At 70.2% G+C, this 20,784-nt stretch carries 15 protein-coding genes; 8 read left to right on the top strand and 7 right to left on the bottom strand.

Annotation, left to right across the window (positions count from 1 at the left end; genetic code table 11):
- Positions 1-33: 33 nt before the first annotated feature.
- Positions 34-618 carry a PspA-associated protein PspAB gene (gene pspAB, locus OG709_RS02945; RefSeq protein ID WP_250300313.1) on the top strand — a complete coding sequence of 195 codons (585 nt, stop codon included), beginning with the start codon at positions 34-36 and terminating at the stop codon, positions 616-618.
- Positions 619-659: 41 nt separating this feature from the next.
- Here the strand turns inward: pspAB and OG709_RS02940 are convergent, their stop codons facing one another.
- The 3 genes from OG709_RS02940 to OG709_RS02930 form a co-directional block, all read right to left on the bottom strand.
- Complete coding sequence (locus OG709_RS02940) at positions 660-1,073, bottom strand: hypothetical protein (RefSeq protein ID WP_329164675.1); 414 nt, start codon at positions 1,071-1,073, stop codon at positions 660-662.
- 140 nt (positions 1,074-1,213) lie between these two features.
- Positions 1,214-3,076, bottom strand: a complete 1,863-nt coding sequence (locus tag OG709_RS02935) for an APC family permease (protein ID WP_250300436.1) — start codon at positions 3,074-3,076, stop codon at positions 1,214-1,216.
- Positions 3,077-3,498: 422 nt separating this feature from the next.
- The gene (locus OG709_RS02930) at positions 3,499-5,421 is read right to left on the bottom strand and encodes a hypothetical protein (protein WP_329164674.1); all 1,923 of its coding nucleotides are present in this window, start codon (positions 5,419-5,421) and stop codon (positions 3,499-3,501) included.
- A gap of 237 nt (positions 5,422-5,658) precedes the next feature.
- Here OG709_RS02930 and OG709_RS02925 point away from each other — a divergent pair, with 237 nt between their 5' ends.
- Both OG709_RS02925 and OG709_RS02920 read left to right on the top strand, forming a co-directional pair.
- On the top strand, positions 5,659-6,114 hold the full coding sequence (locus OG709_RS02925; protein ID WP_266644401.1) for a MarR family winged helix-turn-helix transcriptional regulator: 456 nt from the start codon (positions 5,659-5,661) through the stop codon (positions 6,112-6,114).
- Complete coding sequence (locus OG709_RS02920) at positions 6,114-8,486, top strand: MFS transporter (protein WP_443068528.1); 2,373 nt, start codon at positions 6,114-6,116, stop codon at positions 8,484-8,486. The genes OG709_RS02925 and OG709_RS02920 overlap by 1 nt, the downstream gene beginning before the upstream one ends.
- A 72-nt stretch (positions 8,487-8,558) precedes the next feature.
- On the opposite strand, the gene OG709_RS02910 is transcribed toward OG709_RS02920, so the two are convergent.
- The 3 genes from OG709_RS02910 to OG709_RS02900 all read right to left on the bottom strand — a co-directional run bounded on the left by OG709_RS02910 (position 8,559) and on the right by OG709_RS02900 (position 11,944).
- Entirely contained in the window at positions 8,559-9,554 is a 996-nt protein-coding gene (locus OG709_RS02910) for an MASE1 domain-containing protein (RefSeq protein ID WP_266644402.1), read from the bottom strand.
- Positions 9,555-9,620: 66 nt separating this feature from the next.
- Complete coding sequence (locus tag OG709_RS02905; protein WP_329164670.1) at positions 9,621-10,451, bottom strand: PP2C family protein-serine/threonine phosphatase; 831 nt, start codon at positions 10,449-10,451, stop codon at positions 9,621-9,623.
- Positions 10,452-10,792: 341 nt separating this feature from the next.
- Entirely contained in the window at positions 10,793-11,944 is a 1,152-nt protein-coding gene (locus OG709_RS02900; protein ID WP_329164668.1) for a S1 family peptidase, read from the bottom strand.
- 487 nt (positions 11,945-12,431) lie between these two features.
- Here OG709_RS02900 and OG709_RS02895 point away from each other — a divergent pair, with 487 nt between their 5' ends.
- The 3 genes from OG709_RS02895 to OG709_RS02885 all read left to right on the top strand — a co-directional run bounded on the left by OG709_RS02895 (position 12,432) and on the right by OG709_RS02885 (position 15,155).
- Complete coding sequence (locus tag OG709_RS02895; protein ID WP_250300301.1) at positions 12,432-12,635, top strand: cold-shock protein; 204 nt, start codon at positions 12,432-12,434, stop codon at positions 12,633-12,635.
- 263 nt (positions 12,636-12,898) lie between these two features.
- On the top strand, positions 12,899-14,389 hold the full coding sequence (locus OG709_RS02890; protein WP_266644405.1) for an MFS transporter: 1,491 nt from the start codon (positions 12,899-12,901) through the stop codon (positions 14,387-14,389).
- Positions 14,390-14,456: 67 nt separating this feature from the next.
- Complete coding sequence (locus OG709_RS02885) at positions 14,457-15,155, top strand: DNA polymerase ligase N-terminal domain-containing protein (RefSeq protein WP_250300297.1); 699 nt, start codon at positions 14,457-14,459, stop codon at positions 15,153-15,155.
- A gap of 51 nt (positions 15,156-15,206) precedes the next feature.
- On the opposite strand, the gene OG709_RS02880 is transcribed toward OG709_RS02885, so the two are convergent.
- Positions 15,207-17,636: a GH92 family glycosyl hydrolase gene (locus OG709_RS02880; RefSeq protein WP_266644408.1), complete on the bottom strand. Its 2,430-nt coding sequence runs from the start codon at positions 17,634-17,636 to the stop codon at positions 15,207-15,209.
- Positions 17,637-17,908: 272 nt separating this feature from the next.
- Between OG709_RS02880 and OG709_RS02875 the strand changes: the two genes are divergently transcribed.
- A complete protein-coding gene (locus tag OG709_RS02875; protein ID WP_250300293.1) occupies positions 17,909-18,415 on the top strand; it encodes a mycothiol transferase in 507 nt (168 codons plus the stop codon).
- A gap of 181 nt (positions 18,416-18,596) precedes the next feature.
- Complete coding sequence (locus tag OG709_RS02870; protein WP_266644410.1) at positions 18,597-20,648, top strand: SpoIIE family protein phosphatase; 2,052 nt, start codon at positions 18,597-18,599, stop codon at positions 20,646-20,648.
- Positions 20,649-20,784: the final 136 nt, after the last annotated feature.

Raw genomic sequence — 20,784 nt, 5'->3', positions numbered from 1 at the left:
ACCTGAACCGCCTGGACCGTAGGAGTACGACTCGTGGGCCTTCTCGACAGCATCCTCGGCCGGAGCAAGCCGGTCCGCCCCGATCTGGATCAGCTCTTCGCCCTGCCGTCCGCCGCGCTCACCCTGCAAGCGGGTGCCGGATTCACACCCACCGGGCTGGGTTCGGTCTGCTTCGCGGGCGTCGAGGGCGGGGGCTTCGCCCGGATCAAACAGGACGTGGAGGAACTGCTCGACGCCGACACCGGGCGGGGCGGCTCCCCGGTGCGGTTCAGTAACGACTCGTACGGCTACACCTGGCTGCTCGCCCAGCAGGATCCCGACGACACGGCAGCTCTCGTCAACGACCTGCACGCGGTCAACACGCTCCTGGAGGACGGCGGATTCGGCCCGCAGCTCCTCTGCTCGCTGCTCGCCTTCAAGGACGCCGACGAGCGGCCCCTGGCCCTTGTCTACCTCTACAAACGAGGCACTTTCTTCCCGTTCGCACCTGTACCGGGCGGCGGTGAGAAGCGGGACAGCCAGCGAGAACTCCAGGTCAGAGCGGTACTGGGCGACGATCTCCGGATCGAACCCGACCTCGCGCGGTGGTTCCCCGTATGGGGGGCACCCGGCCTGTAGCAGTCAACCCGTTGCCGAGGCCTCCGGGTTTTCGGTACGCGTCAGCTGCGCCACCAGCGGTCCTTGCGGGGCTTACGGTGCCGGGGCGCCGACGACGGCGCCGGGGCCGATGGCGGTTCGGCAGGCGCCGACGGGGCCGCGTCACCACGCCGTTCCGTGTCGGTCGGCGGACGGAGACCTTCGGTGGAATAGCCGGTGGTCGCAATGGCGTCCACCAATTGCTGTTCGGTGAAATCCTCCGAGCCTTCGATATGCGGCACGAAACCCACGAGCATTCCGTCGCTGAGTACCTGCGCATCGAGCCCCGCAGCACCATCGGTGTCCCAGACCGCCTCGATGTTCCAGTCGATCACGACACGCACACCGAATTGATAGACACCCACCTCGGCCACATGAGCCATCACCCCACGGGCGCGCAGTGCCGATACCAGACGAGTGGCACGTTCCGAATTCATGGGCGATACGGCCTCCCTGTGCCGCGATTCCCGCTGGGGAAGCGGCCTCGGCCGACAGGTGATTCCCGTCCTTGGTTCCACTGTATTCCTCGTGCGGTATTGCCGCGCTCAGCGGAGCGGGGGCGGCAGTACCGCCGGATTCAGACGTGGAAGGGGACGGTCGTCACCACGATCTTCGGCAGGGGACGCAGCGCGCGCCGCAGCCGCCCGCCGAGCGGGCTGTGCAGCAGGCGGTGCCGCCAGTGGCGCACCACGATCTCCGGGAGGATGACCGTGATGGTCAGGTCCGGACGCTGGTGGTGCAGCGACCCGATGTAGCCGATCAGCGGGGCCACGGTCGCGCGGTACGGGGAGATGACGATCCGCAGCGGCAGATGGTCCCCCCAGAGATGCCAGGCCTCACGGAAGCGCTCGGCGTCCTCGTCGCTGGCGCTGACGTGCAGAGCGAGGACCGGCTGCTGGAGGGAGGCGGCGTAGGCGAGCGCACGCATGCTCGCCTGGTGCAGTGCGTCGATCAGTACGACGGACAGATGGCTGATCTCCTCCGGCGAGTCCTCGGACTCACCGTTCTCCTCCCCGGACCCGGACGGGCCCGTCGCAGGTGGGGGTACGGGCGGAGCGGCCGGAGGCGCGTCACAGGAGCGCGGCGAGATCGAACGGCTCGGGATCTCGATCGTCTGCGTGTGCAGCCGCAGCGCCGCGGTCACCATGTCGTAGTGACGCCGGATCCTCGTCGTCACCAGCAGGAACAGCCCCACGGCGACAAGGGCGAGCCATGCCCCGGCGGTGAACTTGGTGATCCCGGCGGTGACGAAGACGATGGCGGAGAGCAGGGCGCCGGTGGCGTTGAAGCACAGACTCTTGCGCCAGTGCTTGGCGCGGCTGCGCCACCAGTGCACGACCATGCCGCTCTGGGACAGCGTGAACGCGAGGAAGACCCCGACGGCGTACAGCGGAATCAGCGAAGCCGTCAGACCGCTGAACGCGATGTAGACCACGGCCGCCGCCAGCGACAGCACGATGACCCCGTTGCTGAACGCCAGCCGGTCACCGAGCCGCAGGAAGACCCGGGGCGCGTGGTTGTCGCGCGCCAGCAGGAAGAGCACCCGCGGAAAGTCGTTGTACGCGGTGTTCGCCGCGAGCAGGAGCACCAGCGCGGTCGCCGTCTGGGTGAACACGTACATCCCGCCCGACCCGAAGCTGTGGTGGGCGAGCTGCGACAGCACGGTCTCCTTCGACTCCGGGAGGACCCCGTTCAGATGGGCGATGGCGACGGTTCCGGCGAACAGCGCGATCAGGAGCCCGATCATCCAGGTCAGGGTGGTGCGCGCGTTGCGCCAGGTGACGGGCTGGAACACGGGTACAGCGTTGGAGATCGCCTCGATACCGGTCATGGCGGTCGACCCGGAGGCGAAGGCCCGCATGACCAGCAGCAGACCGGCTCCTTCGACCGCGTGCGAGGGTGGGGTCGGAAGTGAAGTGAAGCCGCGCCCGGCCGCCTGGTGCAGGCCGACGGCCATCATCGCCAGGACGGCGATGATGAAGGCGTACGTCGGCGCGGCGAACAACGCGCCTGCCTGCCGGACCCCGCGCAGGTTCCCGGCGAGCAGGACGGCGATGACCAGCACGCCGATCGGGACGATGTCCCCGGAGAGCTGCGGGAGCGCCGAGGTGACGGCCGCGGTCCCGGACGAGATGGAGACGGCGACGGTCAGGATGTAGTCGGTCATCAGACCGGCCGCGGCCACCAGCCCGGGGATCCGCCCGAGGTTGTCGGTGGCGACGATGTAGGAACCACCGCCCTTCGGGTACGCACGGATCGTCTGGCGGTACGACACCCCGACGGCCAGCATCAGGAACACGATCGCCAGGGACACCGGCAGCGAGTAGGAGAGCCCCGCGCTGCCGCCCAGCACCAGCACCGCCAGCAGCGCCTCGGGACCGTACGCCACCGACGACAACGCGTCCGCCGAGAGGACCGGCAGCGCCACCAGTTTGCGCATCCGCTCCCGCGCGAGGGCCGTGCTCCGCAGTGGCGCCCCCAGCACCGCACGTCGGACGCGAGCCCCGATGCCGGCCTTCCGGCCCGAGTCCTCCCAGCTCACCTCCAGTTCACGGGGTTGCGCACCGGAAGGCTGCCCGAGGAGCGGCGCCACGGGGACGATACGGCCGAAGCGGGCCGGTACGACCTGCGCGGGCTCCGGGTAGCTGCCGACATCGGGGTCGACGGGCAGGGCGCGGCGCCAGGCGTCGGGCGCCGCGGACACCCGCCCCCACTCGTACCCGACCACCCGCAGCAGCCTGGACTGTTCCTCGCTGAGCTTCGGTACGGAGACGATCGAGCTGGAGGCGGTGTCCGGGCCGTTCTGACCGTTCCGGCTGCTCCGGTCGTTCCGGCCCGCCGGGTTTTCGCTCTCTTCTCTGTTCACGACTGCGAGACCCTTCGGACAGCCCGGACAGCCCGGACAGCCCGGACACCCGGTTCCCCCGTCCCGGCGGCACACGGGCAGGAACGCTGATCACCACCGGAGTTGACGTACGTACTGAACAACCCCGGGGCGTACGCCGGGTGTTCGCGCGAGGAGCCTCCCGACGGGACCGGTGCCGCGGACGGCGCGGAGGGCAGCCCGACGGTGGTGATGGTCATCGGTTTGTCGGTCACCGCGATCAGATAGAAGCGGGAGCGGGGCAGTGCACGGAAGCCGCCCGGTGGCCGCACGACGTACGTGGCGGAGGCATGCGGGCCGAGCGTGGCCGGGCCCGAGCGGATGCTCCACCAACTGGAGGCGCCCTGGCCGGTCCGGCTGGCGAAGTGGGGACGGAGCGCGGTCCCGGTGGTGTTCACGGCCCGGACGAGCACCGAGGTGATTCCCCGGTGGGGCCGGTCGGTGAGCCGGGGAGTGACGGTCATCCGCAGCGGCGGCGCGCTCGCCGCCGCCACCGTGAAGCACAGCAGGGACGGCACCAGCAGCCCGACAGCCAGGGTGGCTTTGACCCGGCGGCTGCGCAGCTGGGGAATCCGCGGCTGCCAGGCGGTGGCCAGTGCGGTGGCGGGCACGGTGGCGGCTGCCGCCAGCCACAGCGGTGTCATCAACAGGAAGTAGCCGTCCTGCGAACGCGTGGCGAGATAGAAGGACAGCCACGGCATGACGGTGAGGGCGGGACCCAGCCGCCGGACGAAGAGAACCGTGGCGGTGAGCAGCCCGAGGAACAGCAGCAGGCTCGCGTACGAGTAGAAGTCCAGATGGCGACTGCCGTCGGTGAAGTAGTACGTCAGGCCCATGGCGCCCTGGCCGTGCAGGATCGCCCCCTGCGTGATGGGCAGGAAGGACCCCTCCAGCCAGTCGTGGAAGTCCTGAGCGGCGAAGTACGCGTTGATCAGCAGCCAGACCAGGGCGGCGATGCCGGCATAGCGGGCGATCAGGGCGAGCGCGGCGCGCCCGCCCAGCTCCCCCCGGCGCACGGCGTGGATGCCGACCAGCAGGAACGGGACCAGGAACCAGGCCAGTTGCTGGCTTGCGCAGGCCGCGCCGAGGCAGACGGCGCGCAGCACCCCGTACCGCCCGAGGCGTCCGCCCGCCCCCGTGTCGGGCCAGCGGACCACTGTCGGGACGAGGAAGGCGAGCGCGAGGACGGCCGGGTAGCCGGAGCGCGCGTAACCGGGCAGCAGACCGAATCCGAGACAGACCGCGGTGGCCGACGACCGCCACGGCGCCGGGAGCAGCCACCACAGTGTGACCGTCCCGACGAGCAGCGCGGCGGTGGTCACCAGGGTCGCGGCAGCCGTGGTGTGCACGAAGGCATGCACCGGCGCGGTGAGCAGGGCGGTCAGTGGCGGATAGGCGTACGTGTAGTCGACGCCACCGGACATCGTCTTGGTGACGCCGACGCTCGATGTGCCGAAGAGCCACGGCCAGGGCTGACCGTAGACGGGCTGACCGTGCAGGATCGCCTTCGCGGCCTGCGCGGTGAGTACGCCTTCGTCCGAGCCCGCGTGGTCCAGCCAGTAGTGGCCGAGCACCAGCACGATCGCCAGGACCAGCACGCCAAGGTCCACTCCGGCCAGGGCGCGGCGTCCGCGTACGGCCAGGGCCAGGACACCGCACACCAGGATCCCGGCGTAGCAGACGGTGACGATCGCGGCGAGCGGCGGGTGGGACGCGGTCGCCTGCGTCCAGAGGGCGCGGGTACCGATGAACAGGCTGGTGACGGCGATCAGGGTCAGGCCCCGGTGCCACTGCGGTGGCGCGGCGTCGGGTAGCCGATCGCGCTGCTCCGCCCGGACCGGCACGGTGACGAGCCGACGGGTTCCGGTACGCCTGGGACGGGTGGGCAGGGAGTCGTCCATGCAGCTTCCTTCTTGGTGAACCCGACCCGGAAAGTAACTAACGCCATCGCGTGGACAGACGTGGCTGCCGTGAGGTCTCGTGCTCGGAAGGCTATGGCCGAGGTCTGCGGGCGGGCGGCCAAGCCCGCCCGGCAGACGGCCGTGTCGTCGCGGCATACCGCCGGACGGGGGATCTCTGCACCGGCCGAGAACCGCCCTACTAGTTACGACTGCTTGATAAGCCTATTGTTAGTAATTGTGGATGGGGTTGAGGAGTCGGAAGCAGCGGACGACGCCGCCCGCACCGGAGCGGCGGTCCGGCTGGCCGTGGCCCGCATCGCACGGAGGCTGCGACAGACCCATGCCGTGGGCGACGTGACCCTTTCGGAGGTGTCCGTACTGGCCAGGCTGAGCCGCGACGGCGCGGATTCCCCCGGCTCGCTCGCCGAACTGGAACGGGTGCGCCCACAGGCCATGGCATCCACTCTGGCCGCACTTGAGGAGCGCGGCCTGGTGAGCCGCCGACAGGATCCCGCCGACCGCAGACGCGCGGTGATGACGGTCACCGACGCGGGCCGCAGCGTGCTGCGGGAACGGCGCTCGGAATCCGTCCAGCGCCTCACCGAAGTCCTCGACGAGGAGTTCACCACCGCCGAGCGGCGACGACTGCTCGCGGTCGTACCGCTGCTCGAACGCCTGGCGGAGCGGCTGTGATGGCCGCGCGACGCCGCGGGAACGCTGCCCGGCGGAGCGGCGACGCCGCGGTCGGTGAGCGTTACAAATGGGTCGCGCTCTCCAACACCACGCTCGGTGTGCTGATCGCGACCATGGACGCGTCGATCGTGATCATCTCCCTCCCGGCCATCTTCCGCGGGATCGGTCTCGACCCGCTCGCTCCGGGCAACATCGGCTACCTGCTCTGGATGATCCTGGGCTATCTGCTGGTCTCCGCGGTGCTGGTGGTCGTCCTCGGCCGGCTCGGCGACATGTTCGGCCGGGTCCGGATGTACAACATGGGCTTCGCGATCTTCGCCTGCGCCTCGCTCGCCCTCTCGCTCGACCCGCTGAAAGGCGGCCCCGGCGCGCTGTGGCTGATCGGCTTCCGCATCGTGCAGGCCGTCGGCGGGTCGATGCTGACCGCGAACTCCGCAGCCATCCTCACCGACGCCTTCCCCGCCGAGCAGCGCGGCATGGCCCTGGGCGTCAACCAGATCACCGCGCTGGCCGGACAGTTCCTCGGGCTGCTCGCGGGTGGGCTGCTGGCCACCATCGACTGGCGTGCGGTGTTCTGGATCAGCGTGCCGATCGGGGTGTTCGGCACGATCTGGTCGTACCGCAGTCTGCGCGAGACCGGTTCCCGCAAGCCGGGGCGCATCGACTGGGCGGGCAACCTCACGTTCACCGCGGGCGCGGGCATCCTGCTCGCCGCCATCACCTACGGGATCCAGCCCTACGGCGGCCATCCGACGGGCTGGACCAACCCCTGGGTGCTCGGCGGGCTCGGTGGGGGAGTGCTGCTGCTCGTGGCCTTCTGTCTCGTCGAGACCCGGGTCGCCGAACCGATGTTCCAGCTCGGCCTGTTCCGCATCCGCGCCTTCGCCGCCGGGAACCTGGCCGCGCTGCTCACCGCGATTGCCCGTGGCGGGCTCCAGTTCATGCTGATCATCTGGTTGCAGGGGATCTGGCTGCCCCTGCGCGGATACGACTTCGAACAGACGCCGCTGTGGGCCGGCATCTTCATGCTGCCGCTGACCGTCGGATTCCTCATCGCCGGGCCGATGTCCGGCATCCTGTCGGACCGTTACGGCGCGCGGCTGTTCTCCACCACCGGGCTCGCGCTGGTGGCCGCCGCTTTCGTCGGTCTGCTGATCCTGCCGGTGAACTTCTCGTACCTCTACTTCGCGGCGCTGCTGCTGCTCAGCGGGATCGGGCAGGGAATGTTCTCCGCCCCGAACACCTCCGCGATCATGGGCAGTGTCCCGCCGGAACAGCGCGGGGTGGCGTCCGGCATGCGCGCGACGTTCCAGAACTCGGGTACGGCGCTGTCGATCGGCCTGTCGTTCTCGCTGATGATCTCCGGTCTCGCCGGAACGCTTCCGCACACGCTGAGCAGTGGTCTGCAGGGACAGGGGGTACCCGCAGGTACGGCTGAAAAGGTGGCGGGGCTGCCTCCGGTGAGCACGCTGTTCGCGACGTTCCTCGGTAAGAACCCGATCAGTCAACTGCTCGGTCCCAGCGGCGTGTTGGACAGACTCCCCGAGTCTGCGGCGCGCACCCTGACCGGGACCCGGTTCTTCCCCGAACTGGTCTCGGGCCCGTTCCACCACGGCCTCGTCACCGTCTTCAGCGCTGCCGCGGCCATGGCGGTGGTGGCCGCGCTCGCCTCGGCGTTGCGCGGCCGTCGTCCCACCAGCCCCGTCGGCCCCACCAACTCCAGCGACCCGACCGGTGCGAGCAGCCGGCCCGACGTCAGCAGCCCCGGCGGCTCCAATGACCAGGAAGAGAACATGACGAAGAGCGCACTCCTCGTGATGGACGTCCAGCAGGGCATCGTGGAACGGTTCGGCGAGGACCCCGCGTATCTGTCGCGGCTGCGGGAGGTGATCGACGCGGCGCGGACGGGTGGCCTCCCCGTGGTCTACGTGGTCGTCGGATTCCGTACCGGACACCCCGAGATCACCTCCCGCAACAAGAACTTCGGCGCACTCCCGGGCAGCGAGAGCGCCCTGCACGGCGGGGGCTTCGCCGAAGGCGATCCGGCCGCCCGGATCCATCCCGATGTGGCACCGCAGCCGGGGGACGTCGTCGTCACGAAGAAGCGCGTCAGCGCGTTCGCGGGCAGCGACCTCGACATGGTGCTGAGGGCGGGCGGCATCGACAGCCTCGTCCTCACCGGCATCGCCACCAGCGGTGTGGTGCTCTCCACGCTGCGCCAGGCCGCTGACCTCGACTTCGTTCTCACGGTGCTGGAGGACTGCTGTCTGGACGCCGACCCCGAGGTGCACCGGGTGCTCACCGGGAAGGTGTTCCCCCGGCAGGCGGATGTCCTCACCGCTGACGCATGGGTGCGTGCTGCCGGGAAGTGAGACCGCCTGCCGGATCCGTGACCCGTCCGGCAGGTGAAGACGCCCCTGGCCGTGGCCGCCGATCGAGTCCCGTCAGAGACCCCAGCGCGACCCGTCCTCAGGGGGAAGCCAGGTCTGCGCGGACTTGCCCGGCGCGAGGTGGTCGACCACATCGGCCAGTTCCTCGCAGGCCCGCTCGATCCTGAGGCGGATGTTCCGCTGCTCGGTGACGACGGCGGCCAGGAGCAGCGAGGTCAGTGCCACCGATCCGTTGAGCACCGCGACGTTGATCATCGCCTCGAACAGGGTGAGGTTGTCGAAGGGCCCCAGCCGGTGGGTGGCGGACACGACCGCCAGCACGGTGACCAGCAGCGCACTGGGAGCGCTTCCGGCGAGCTGGAAGCGCAGGGCCGCCCAGATCAGCAGCGGAAAGACCGTGAAGAGCAAGGTGAGGTGACTCCGGGTCGCCAGCGGAGCGACGACGGCGACCGCAAGGGTCAGCGTGATGGCCTCGGCCCACCGGTCGGAAGCCCGGGGCCACCGCACCCTGCGCAGTACCAGGAGCAGCGGGGTGACGACGAGCACGCCCATGGCGTCCCCCACCCACCAGGCGAACCAGACCGGCCAGTAGCCGCCCTCCGGGAGCTTGTCCTCGAACAGCAGCACGGTGGTCCCGGTCGTCGCGCTGATGAGCATCCCGCCGAGCGCCCCTACGAAGACCAGGACGGTGCCGTCCCGCAGATGGGCCAGGTCCGTACGGAAGCCGACCCGGCGGAGCATGACGAAGGCGAGGACCGGAGCCAGGGTGTTGCCCGCGATGATGGTGAGGTCGCCGCGGTCGAAGACGTCTCCGGTCGCGGTGATCACGAGCAGGGCGCCGAGCGCGATCCCCGGCCACATCCGGGTGCCCCAGAGCAACAGGCTGCCCAGCGCGATTCCGGTGGGAGGCCACAGCGGTGTGACGGTCGCGCCGCGCACGGTGACCCGGCTCAGCAGGCCGAGCCGCCCGGACCCGTAGTACACGGCGGCGACGGCCAGGACCCGCAGTACGGTCACGGTCGTACGTCTGGTTGTCTCGCTCCGGATCACGCAGCTCATCAGACACCGCGCCCGAGGTCCGGGCCGGACATGACACGCGCGGGCGGGCGAAGGCCGTCACCCGCCGCCGGGCGCGGCGTCGTGGCGCAGAACGAGAACGGCGGCGTCGTCCTGATGCCCGGTGAGCGCCGCGGTCAGGATGACCGCGTCTGCCAGTTCGTCGGCCTCGTCGGCGGCGTGCGAGGCCACCCTGCGCATCACGTTCTCCAGACCGTCCTCGATCGAGAAGGACGGCCCCTCGATCACCCCGTCGGTGAAGAGCACGAACGCGCCCGCCTGCCTCAGCTTCCGCCGGGTGACGGGGTACGACTGGTCCGCCTGGATACCGAGCGGCAGACCCCCGGCGTCCTCCGCGACGACCGCCCGTCCGTCGACCGAGGCCCAGACCGAGGGGACGTGTCCGGCTCGGGCGGAGTCCAGTTCCCAGGTGACCGGGTCGAAACGCAGAAAGGTACAGGTGGCGAAGAGCGCGGAGTCCGCGGACAGCAGCAGGTTGTTGGTCCGGCCCATGATCTTGCCCGGATCCGCCGTGGTGGTGGCCACGGCACGCATACCGATACGGATCTGCCCCATGAACGCGGCGGCCTCGACGTCATGGCCCTGTACGTCCCCGATGGCGTAGCCGAAGGATCCGTCCGGCAGCGGGAACCCGTCGTACCAGTCACCGCCGATGTCCAGACCGCTGCGCGCGGGGCTGTAGCGAGCCGCCGCCCGGAGGCCGGGGGGCGAGGGGAGGGTACGCGTGAGCATGCCGCGCTGCAGGGCCTCGGCCAGCTCGACCCGTGCCTGGTGCAGTTCCACCTCCCGCCGCGCCTGGGCGGTGAGCTGCTGCAGCGTGGTGAGGAGCTCGTCGGCGCTTGCTGCGCTGGAGGGACGACGCCGGTTCATGTGCCGCTCCGCGGTGCGTTCGTGCCCAGGCTGCGGCGGACAGGGCCTGCCCGCCGCGGAGCAGGCTGTGCGGGCAGTCGATCGGGTCCTTCCTCTCCGGCGACCACGGCCCGCACCGTGTGGAAGAGATAAGAACCATCTTATTTCCGGGGCGCGCTTTGTGCAGGACGCGTCAGGGCGGCCGGAAGCGCGGGGCCGGGCCGTCCCTCGTGACAACGGCATGGCAACGCCTCGTGACAACGACATGGCAGCGTCTTTTTGACAACGGCCCCGGCGATCCGATCGCCGGGGCGCGCTGCCGTTCCGGCCCGTGCGGTGGGCCGGTCCGGGTGCGGCGGCGGTCAGGCCGTGGTGAGGGTGAGGCCGTACCTGCTCAGGATCTCGTTGACCGGCTGGAACCAGGTCTCGCCCCCGCCGGTGCAGTCGCCCCAGCCGCCCGAGGTGACACCCTGGGCCTGGTCACCACTGATGAAGGAGCCGCCCGAGTCGCCCGGCTCGGCGCAGACGTTGGTCCTGGTCAGCTGACTGACCGCGCCCTGGCTGTAGTTCACGGTCTCGTCGGTGGCCAGGACGTTCCCGCAGTGCCAGTGCGACGTGGAGCCGGAGCGGCAGATCGAGGCCCCGATGGGCGCCTCCGCGGAGCCGCGGACCAGCTGGTCGGAGACCGTGCCCCAGCCGAGGACCACCGGAACCGTCCACCAGCCGTTGCCGACGCCGACCCAGGCGTAGTCGTCTCCTGGGAACGACGAACCCTGGAACGTACCTATGGCCGAGCCGTCCCAGCCGCTGACCGCCGCGCCCGGCTGCGCGCAGTGGCCCGCGGTGACGAAACCGCCGTTGACGGAGAAGCCGATGGAGCAGCGGACGTTGCCCGTGTAGTACGGATCTCCGCCCACCGTGCCCGCGGACAGGGTCTTCGCCGCCTCGGGGGCGAGCTCCACCGAGACGGGTCCGGTCTTCCTGGCGCGTGCGACAAAAGCTTGGACATCGTTGTCATTCTTTGCTGAAGCGACGATGTCCACGACGACCCGGCTGGCCTCGGGGTCCACGTGCCAGCTGTTGACGCCCGCCGGCGCGGTGCCTCTGTCCATCTGCTTCTTGGTCGCGTCGAGTTGGCGGGCGCTGTGCGCCACCTGTTCGACGGCCGCGCCGGTCGCCCGTACGGCGTCCGCCTTCGTGGAGTCGGTGAGGGCGACCGTCAGTTTCCCGGTGGCCGCGTCGAACCAGGAGCCGCCGTACGAGGAGCCTGCGGCGCGACGCGCCTTCGGCTGGACGGAGGTTGCGGTCTTCTCTGCGGTCAGGCGGCTCTGGGCCTGGCTCTTCGTCAGGCCCAGATCGTGCTGCATGGCCGAGAGCAGACCGTCGGAGGCCGGCCTCGCGGCGGAGGGGGCGGAGTGATCGGCTGCGGAGGCCGGGGCGAGTCCGACGGTCGCCCAGGTTCCCAGAACGAGGAGTGCGGACAGGGCGGTGCGGGTGAGCGTGCTGCGTCTCAAGGGTCTGGCCCTTCTGTTGTTCCAGCATCGTGGGGGTGGAACAGCAGGCGTCCGTGAACACTTTCGAGTGAGAGCGCTCTCAGAGTGTGCCGCAGCGGAGCGTAGCCCACACCGGTTGGGCAGGTCCATGCCAATGACTGTCCCGCCGTCGGGATCCGGCCGAATTCGCGAGCCGACGGGCGCCCGATTTCTTTCGTCCCGGTTTTCGTGAGCGCCCAGGCAGGGGCGAGTGGGGGCATTGCTCGCCATATCGAACGCAATGCGAGGGTCGGATGTCCGCCAGGAGGGGTGCAACGGACCGGCCGACGGGGTCGTCGCACGTTCGGCCGTGTAGCGTCTCACTCAGCTGTCGTGGTTCCGAAGTACCTCTCGCCCGTGCGTACATGCACGGGCGGGTCTGCTGTTCGGCGTCTCCGAGGACCAGGGCGATCACCTCCGGCTCCCGCGCGGTGCGGGAACCGACTTCGAGTCCCCTTGGAGGGCAATCATGGCCAGTGGCACCGTTAAGTGGTTCAACGCGGAAAAGGGTTTCGGCTTCATTGAGCAGGATGGTGGGGGCCCGGACGTCTTCGCCCACTACTCCAACATCAACGCTCAGGGTTTCCGCGAGCTGCAGGAGGGTCAGAAGGTGAACTTCGACATCACGCAGGGTCAGAAGGGCCCGCAGGCGGAGAACATCACCGCGGCCTGATCCGGCGGTTCGCGCCCGCCCCCGGCTTCCGGCCGGGGGCGGGCGCTGTCGTTTCAGGATCTTCACGCGGTGTTCGTACGCCGAAGCCGTACCGGGGCGGAACGAACCCCGCCGCCACCCCGTCGCCACGAGCCGTTCCGGGGAATGGGCCGCGCGGGTGCGCCCGGCGGGCGCGCTGTCCTTTTTGTGTGGATGATCTGCTGGATGCCCGCAGTTCGTGCTGCTGCGGAGCCACCGGAGTCACCGCACCCAGGAGGAGCCCGATGAGCCACGCCGCTACCTCCGGGACGCACATCATCACCACCGAGGTTCCCGCACGGCTGGACCGGCTGCCCTGGTCCCGCTGGCACTGGATGATCGTGATCGGTCTCGGGACCGTCTGGATCCTGGACGGCCTCGAAGTCACCGTCGTGGGCAACATCGCCAGCAGGCTCTCCGAGAGCGGCAGCGGGCTCTCCATCACCGACTCCCAGGTGACGGGCCTCGGCGCCGCCCTCTACGTGGCGGGCGCGTGTTCCGGCGCACTGGTCTTCGGCTGGCTCACCGACCGCTTCGGCCGCAAGAAACTCTTCCTCGTCACGCTCGCCGTCTACCTCGCGGCGACCGCGATGACAGCCCTGTCCTTCTCGGCGTGGTGGTTCTTCCTCTTCCGGTTCCTCACCGGTTTCGGGATCGGTGGCGAGTACGCGGCCATCAACTCGGCCATCGACGAACTGATCCCCGGTAAGTACCGCGGCCGGGTCGACCTGATCATCAACGGCAGTTACTGGCTCGGCGCGATGGGCGGTGCGCTGCTCTCCGTCCTGGCGCTCGACACCGGCATCTTCCCCGAGAACATCGGCTGGCGGCTCACCTTCGCACTCGGCGTCGTCCTCGGCCTGGTGATCCTGCTGGTCCGCCGGCACGTGCCGGAGAGCCCGCGGTGGATGTTCATCCACGGCAGGTCCGACGGCGCGAACGCGATCGTGGACGGCGTGGAGCGGGAGATCGAGCAGGAGAAGGGCATCGAACTGCCGGAAGCGGGGCGGTCCATCACCATCGAACAGCGGACGAGCGTCAGCTTCGTGGAGATCGGCAGGACCCTCTTCCGCTCGTATCCCAAGCGCGCCACACTCGGCTTCTCCCTCTTCATCGGACAGGCGTTCCTCTACAACGCCATCACCTTCGGGTTCAGTTCGATCCTGGTGAAGTTCTTCGGTGTGTCCAGCGGTACGACCGGCTATTTCTTCGCTGTCATCGCATTCGGGAACTTCCTCGGACCCCTGCTGCTCGGCAGGCTCTTCGACACCGTCGGGCGCAAGAAGATGATCTCGGGGACGTACATCCTCTCCGGGTTGCTGCTCTTCGTCACCGCTTGGGTGTTCGACCAGGGCTGGCTCGACGCCACCACGATGACGGTGTGCTGGTGCGGTGTGCTGTTCTTCGCGTCGGCCGGTGCCAGTTCGGCCTACCTGACGGTGAGTGAGATCTTCCCGATGGAGACCCGCGCCATGGCGATCGCGCTGTTCTACGCACTCGGCACCGCGGCGGGCGGGATCTCGGGGCCGCTGGTCTTCTCCGGTCTCACGTCGAGCGGTGTGGTCGGCGACGCGGTCCTCGCGTTCTGCATCGGCGCCGCACTGATGGTCGCGGCGGGCCTGGTCGCCGTGGTGTTCGCCGTGGACGCCGAGGGCAGGTCGCTGGAGGACATCGCCGGACCACTCTCCGAACGGCCGCCCGCGCAGGCCGGCCCGCCGGACGCGCAGGCCGTATGACCGCCGAGGGGCCCGACCGTCGCGGCCGGGCGGTACCCCGATGACAGCCCCCAGGGAGGCGCCGGACATGAGCGATGAAGAGGCGCTGCGGACCTACCGTGGCAAACGGCATTTCGATACGACGTCGGAGCCCCGCGGTGAGACCGGCGGGTCCGGTGACGCCCCCTGTTTCGTGGTGCAGATCCATGACGCGCGCCGGATGCACTTCGACTTCCGGCTGGAGGTGGCGGGCGTACTGAAGTCCTGGGCCGTGCCGAAGGGCCCGTCGGCCGACCCGCGGGACAAGCGGCTCGCCGTACCGACCGAGGACCACCCGCTGGAGTACCGGGAGTTCGAGGGGGTGATCCCGCGCGGCGAGTACGGCGGCGGCACCGTCATCGTGTGGGACGAGGGGACCTACCGCCCGCTCAGCCACGACCGCCGGGGCCGTGGCATCCCGTTCGCGGAGTCCCTGGAGCGCGGTCACGCCACCTTCTGGCTCGACGGGACCAAGCTGCACGGTGAGTACGCGCTCACCCGCTTCCACGGTGGCGCCGACAGCACCGACCCCGAGGCGTGGCTCCTGGTCAAGGCGAGGGAGAAAACCGGCAAGGAGAGGGGTGCCCCGGCCGAGGCCCGGGACGGCTCCACGTCGCACGGGACGGGCAAGGAACGGACCGGCGGGAGTGCGGGTCCGACGGATCCGCGCCGGGCCCGCTCGGTCCGTACCGGACGCACCCTGCAAGAGGTCGCCGACGGTGCGGCGGCGCAGGACGAGGAGCGCTGACGGCCGGTCACCGGTGGGGGCCGGGGTACGTGACCCGGCCCCCACACAGGATCAGTGCGGAAGGCTGCCCGGCGCGGTGGCCCAGGTGGTGTCGGGCCGGTCCGTCAGCCGGTAGGTGAGGCTGCCGCCCGAGGTGATCAGGGACGCGTCGGTCCAGGAACGGTCGCTGCCACGGCCGTTGACCGACAGGCCGCCGATGTAGCGGTGCGCGGAATCGGCGCCAGGAGCGCTGACCGTGATGTCACCCCGGCCCGCGCGGCTGATCACCGCCTTCGGGAACAGCGGTGCGCCCACGAGCATGGTGGCGCTGCCCGGGGTCTGCGGATACAGGCCGAGCGCCGAGAACACGTACCAGGCGGACATCGTGCCCAGGTCGTCGTTGCCCGGCAGGCCGGCCGGACCGGTGCCGTAGACGGTGTCGAGGATCTCCCGGACCGTGGCCTGGGTCTTCCACGGCTGGCCGAGCCCGTTGTAGAGCCACGGGGCGTGGATACCGGGCTCGTTGGTCGGGTCGTAGCGCAGGGCGTCACCGCCCTTGACCGACCAGGAGCCGTCCGCCCGGTGGAAGAATCCGTCCAGCCGCTGCGCCGCGGTCTCCCGCCCGCCCATCGCGCCGGCCAGGCCCTGGACATCCTGCGGGACCATCCAGCTGTAGGTCGCGCTGGTGCCCTGCGCGAAGCCGAGCTCGCTGCCGGGGCTGAAGGGCGTCACCCAGGAACCGTCGGTGTTGCGGGCCTGGATGTAACCGCCGTCCGCGGTGGCCTCCGGGTTGAAGACATTGCGCCACCAGCCGCCGCGTTCGGTGAAGTCGGCGGCCTCCTTCGTACGGCCGAGCAGCTGGGCCCACTTCGCGAGTGCGGAGTCGGCGACCGCGTCCTCCAGGGTCTCGGCCGCGCCGCCCCAGCAGTGGCAGGTGTCCTGGGGCGCGTAGTGCGAGGTCAAGTACTGTGCCAGGTTGGGGCGTTGTCCGGTGCACTGTCCGGGGCACCCGGCGTCCGACAGATCGTCCGGCACCGGAACGGTGGCCTGGCGCACCAGCGAGTCGAAGGCGCCGCGGTAGTCGAAGTTGCGGACGCCCATGGCGTAGAAGGTGGCCAGCGTCGCCGCCGTGGGATCACCCGTCATGACGTGCGTGGCGCCGTTGATGTGCACCCAGCGGTCCCACACACCGCCGTTCTGGCGGGAGAAGTTGTACAGCGACTGCGCGAAGTCGCCGGCCACCTCCGGCTTCAGCGCGGCCAGCAGCTGGATCTGCGCACGGTACTGGTCCCAGCCCGAGAAGTTGCTGTACTGCGCCTGCTGGCCCCGGCCGATCCGGTGCGGCACGCCGTCCATGCCGGGGTAGCGGCCGTCGGTGTCACTGATCAGGCTCGGCTGCATCAGCGCGTGGTACAGCGCGGTGTAGAAGGCGGTGCGCTGTGCGGTGCTGCCGCCGCTGATCCGCACGGCGCGCAGTTCGCGGTCCCAGGCCGCGCGGGTGCGCTTCGCGACGTCGGCGGCGCTCGCACGCGGCACGATCTCCTTGCGGAGGTTGGTCTCGGCGCCCGCGAGGCTGACGTACGAGATGCCGAGACGCATCCTGACATCGTTGTCGGACGAGGTGTCGAAGCCGACCCAGCCGCCCGAACCGCGGCCCGCGCGGTCCGCCCCCGTCGCGTATCCCTCGCCGCCCGAACCCGTGACCGATCCGGGGGAGAGCGTTCCGTCCTTCCAGGTGCCCGTGGTGGAGAAGGCCCGGTCGAAGGAGGCGCTGAAGTAGAGCTTGTAGTAGCTCTTACGGTTGTTGGTACCCCCGTTGGCGCGTCGGCCGCAGAAGGCTCCGGTGAGCACCCAGCCGGTCACCTTGCGGTGCACGGTGTCGATGTCGACATGTGCGTCCTCGCTGCCGTTGAGCGAGTTGGAGACGCGGAAGAGCAGATTCGCGGGCTTGCCCGCGGGAAAGGCGAAATCGCCCACCCCGGCCCGCTCGCTCACGGCGAGATCGGCGGAGGCCCCGGAGGCGAGGCCGACCTGGTAGCGGCCCGGAGTGGCGCTCTCGTCCGCGTGGGTGAAGTCGGCGGCGTAGACGGCGTCCTTGGTGTCCGCCGAGGGCGAGGTGGTGACGTCCCCCACGAACGGCATGATCGGGATGTCTCCCGCGGCGCCGGGCGCGCATCCGGCGCCGTTGACATGGGTGAGGCTCAGGCCCCGCATCCGGGTCGTGTCGTACGAGTAGCCGTTGGCGGCGGCGGTGTTCGTCTGGTCGCCGGCCGTGCTGGTCGGGGACCAGCCGATCATTCCGTACGGCGCGTCGGCCCCCGGATAGGTGTTGCCGCCGTTCGCCGTGCCGATCAGCGGATCGACATAGGCGGTCGGGTGTGCCACGGCCGATGCGGCCTCGGCCGCCGGTGCGAGCAGGGTGGCGGCCAGTGCGGCGGCCAGCCCGACGGCGGTCGCTGACGCCGCGGTTCTGCCGGGGGCGCGGGACGGTCTGAAGAGCATGGAGCGGAGCCTTCCGTGAAGCGAAGCGGAAGTGGGGGGCGTCGGAGATCTTAAGTCGCTTGTGCGGTACGGGAAATGACCCCTGAGGCCCATCCGGTGAACGACGGGTGAAGGGCGAGGCAGGGAGCGCGTGAGACGTCCGGCAGGGTTGTGCGGTCCGGCGCGTGTCGAACACACAGCCGGAGCGGGCGAGCGGCCAAGGTGGTTCCGCAGACGACCACTCCGGGCGCGGCCGACCGGGGCGGCCCACTCTTCCGGCCGGGGAGCAGCCGATGAACACCGCAGAGGTCCTGGCAGACGCATTCGAGCGCATTCAGGAGTCCGTGCACGGCGCGGTCGAAGGGCTGTCGGAGGAAGCCCTCTCCACCAGACTGGACGGCGGGGCGAATTCGATCGCTTGGCTCGTATGGCATCTGTCGCGGATCCAGGACGACCATGTGGCCGGAGCCGCCGGTCTGGAACAGGTGTGGCTCACCGGGGGCTGGGCGGACCGCTTCGGTCTGCCCTTCCCGGAGGGCGAGACCGGATACGGCCAGAACAGCAAGCAGGTGACGCAGGTGCGGGTGGGCGCCGATCTGCTGCTCGGCTACTTCGACGCGGTGCACGAGCAGACGGCCGGGTTCGTCCGCGGGCTCGACGACGCCGCGCTCGACCGGGTGGTCGACGAGACGTGGTCGCCGCCGGTCACCCTCGGGGTCCGGCTGGTCAGTGTCATCGCCGACGACCTGCAGCATGCCGGCCAGGCGGCCTTCGTCCGGGGGGCCCTGGCCCGCCGTTAGCCGCTGCACCCGGGGAGCAGGTTCCCGGTCTTCCCGCGAACCTGCGGGGCCGGTGCCCGCCGGGTGCGGCCGTACGGCGGGCCGCGGCGGGACTCCAGTCCCCGATAGGCGGCAGCCGCAGTGCGAGCAGAACGGCGGAAAGTTACGCTTTGGCCCCCTCAGCCCTCCTCGGAGCGACCGTATGGCAGGACGAGATCTTCCGCTGATCGGGCCGGGCGAGCGACTGGCCCTGAACCGCATGGGCAGCTTCGACTGGGATCTGCGCAGCGGCACGCTGGAGTTCGACGAGCCGGGCCTGGCCGTGTTCGATCTGCGTCCCGGTGAGTACGACGGCAGACCGGAGTCCCTCGTCAGCCGGATACCGTCCGAGGAGGGGAGCCGTCTCGACGCCGCTCTGATGCAGGCGATCCGCGACGGCCGGTCCTCCTACGGGGTGTACTTCCAGCTCCGCCGCCGTACCGGGGTCCGGCAGTGGACCCACGTACGGGGGCGGGTCCTGCGCGACGAGCAGGGCGTCCCGTACCGGGTCGTCGGCATCGTCCGCAATGCCACGGCCGAACTCACCGAATTCACCACGATCAGCCCCGTCGAGGCGGGCCGCCGACGGCTGACCACGATGCTCCAGGGCACCACGGACGCCCTGTCGAGGGCCGTCACCGTCGACGACGTCACCGCGGTGCTGACCGGCGAGGGCGGTCTTGAACGCTTCGGTGCCGACGGACTCGCCCTGGGACTGGTCGTGGGCGGAGCGCTCGATCTGGTGGCGCTCTCCGGCGACTCGATGAACGTCCTGGAGGATCTGCGACGCCACCGGCTGGACGATTCGCTTCCGCTCGCCGAGGTGGTCCTCACCCAGCGGCCCCGATTCGTGACCTCACCGGCGGAGCTGTCGCAGCGGTTCCCCCGGCTGCGTCCGTATGCCCGGCGGCTGGAGGCCGACGCGGCGGCGTTCCTCCCGCTGATCGCCCAGGCCCGTTCCATCGGTGCGCTGGCGCTCTTCTACCGGGGCCGTAACAGCTTCTCCTCCGAGGACCGCAACCTCTGTCTGGGCCTGGCGGGCATCGTCGCCCAGTCCTTGCAGCGCGCCATGCTCTTCGACCAGGAGCGGGAGTTCGCGACCGGACTCCAGTCGTTCATGTTGCCCCGGCGCATTCCGGAGGTCCCGGGCGCCGAGATCGCGGTGCGCTACCACGCGGCCTGGAGCGGCCGGGAGGTGGGCGGCGACTGGTACGACGTCGTCCCGCTGCCGCGCGGCAGGGTCGGCATCGTCGTCGGCGACGTACAGGGACACGACACCCACGCCGCCGCCATCATGGGCCAACTGCGCATCGCCCTGCGGGCGTACGCGGGCGAGGGACACTCCCCGGCGACCGTGCTCGCACGGGCCTCCCGCTTCCTGGCGGAGCTCGACACCGAACGGTTCGCCACCTGCACCTACGCCCAGATCGACCTGACGTCCGGCGGGATCAGGGCGGTTCGGGCCGGGCACCTCGGTCCGCTCATCCGGCATACCGACGGACGAGTCGGCTGGCCGAATCTCCGCGGTGGCCTGCCACTCGGCCTCGCCACTGACTTCGGGCGGGAGGAGTACCCCGAAACCCGGCTGGACCTGGTGCCCGGGGAGACACTCGTGCTGTGCACCGACGGCCTGGTCGAGGAACCCGGGGCCGACATCGGCGTCGGTATGGAGGCCCTCGCCGACGCGGTGGGCGGCGGGCCGGTGGGGGCGGAGCAGCTCGCCGATCACCTGGCGGACCGGCTGTGGGAACGCTGGGGCACCGGCGACGACGTCGCGCTGCTGGTACTGCGCAGGGCGCCCGACCCCGGGACGCCGCAGGCTCCCCGTATCCATCAGTACATCCACCAGGCGGACCCGGAAGGTCTGGCGGAGGCACGCACCGTACTGCGCAACGCCCTTGAGGCGTGGGGGATGGCGGAACTCGTCGACGACGTGGAACTCGCCGCGGGCGAACTGCTCGTGAACGTCCTGCTCCATACGGAGGGCGGCGCCGTGCTCACCCTGGAGGTGCTGCCCGAGCCGGTGCGGCGGATCAGGCTCTGGGTCAAGGACCGGTCGAGCGCCTGGCCGCGACGGCGGACGCCCGGCGAAGCGGCGACCTCGGGACGTGGCCTGATGCTCATCGACGCCGTATCGGCGCGGTGGGGCGTGGAGCCGCGCGGCGACGGCAAGGCCGTCTGGTGCGAATTCGAACCGCCCGGTGCAGAGGACTGAGCAAGCCCCTACACCTCCCGGCAACACCCTTTTGCATCTGTTCCGTTGAGGATGACGGGCGCCATCATGGAAGTGTCCCGGGCGCCATCACCCGGGACCGTTCCTGCTGGTATGCCCCCACGCATCCCCCGCATCC

Origin of the sequence: Streptomyces sp. NBC_01267 (assembly GCF_036241575.1) — a bacterium.
Taxonomy (GTDB): domain Bacteria; phylum Actinomycetota; class Actinomycetes; order Streptomycetales; family Streptomycetaceae; genus Streptomyces.
The sequence above is the reverse complement of the archived record's forward strand: the minus strand, read 5'-3'. Positions and strand labels throughout refer to the sequence as shown.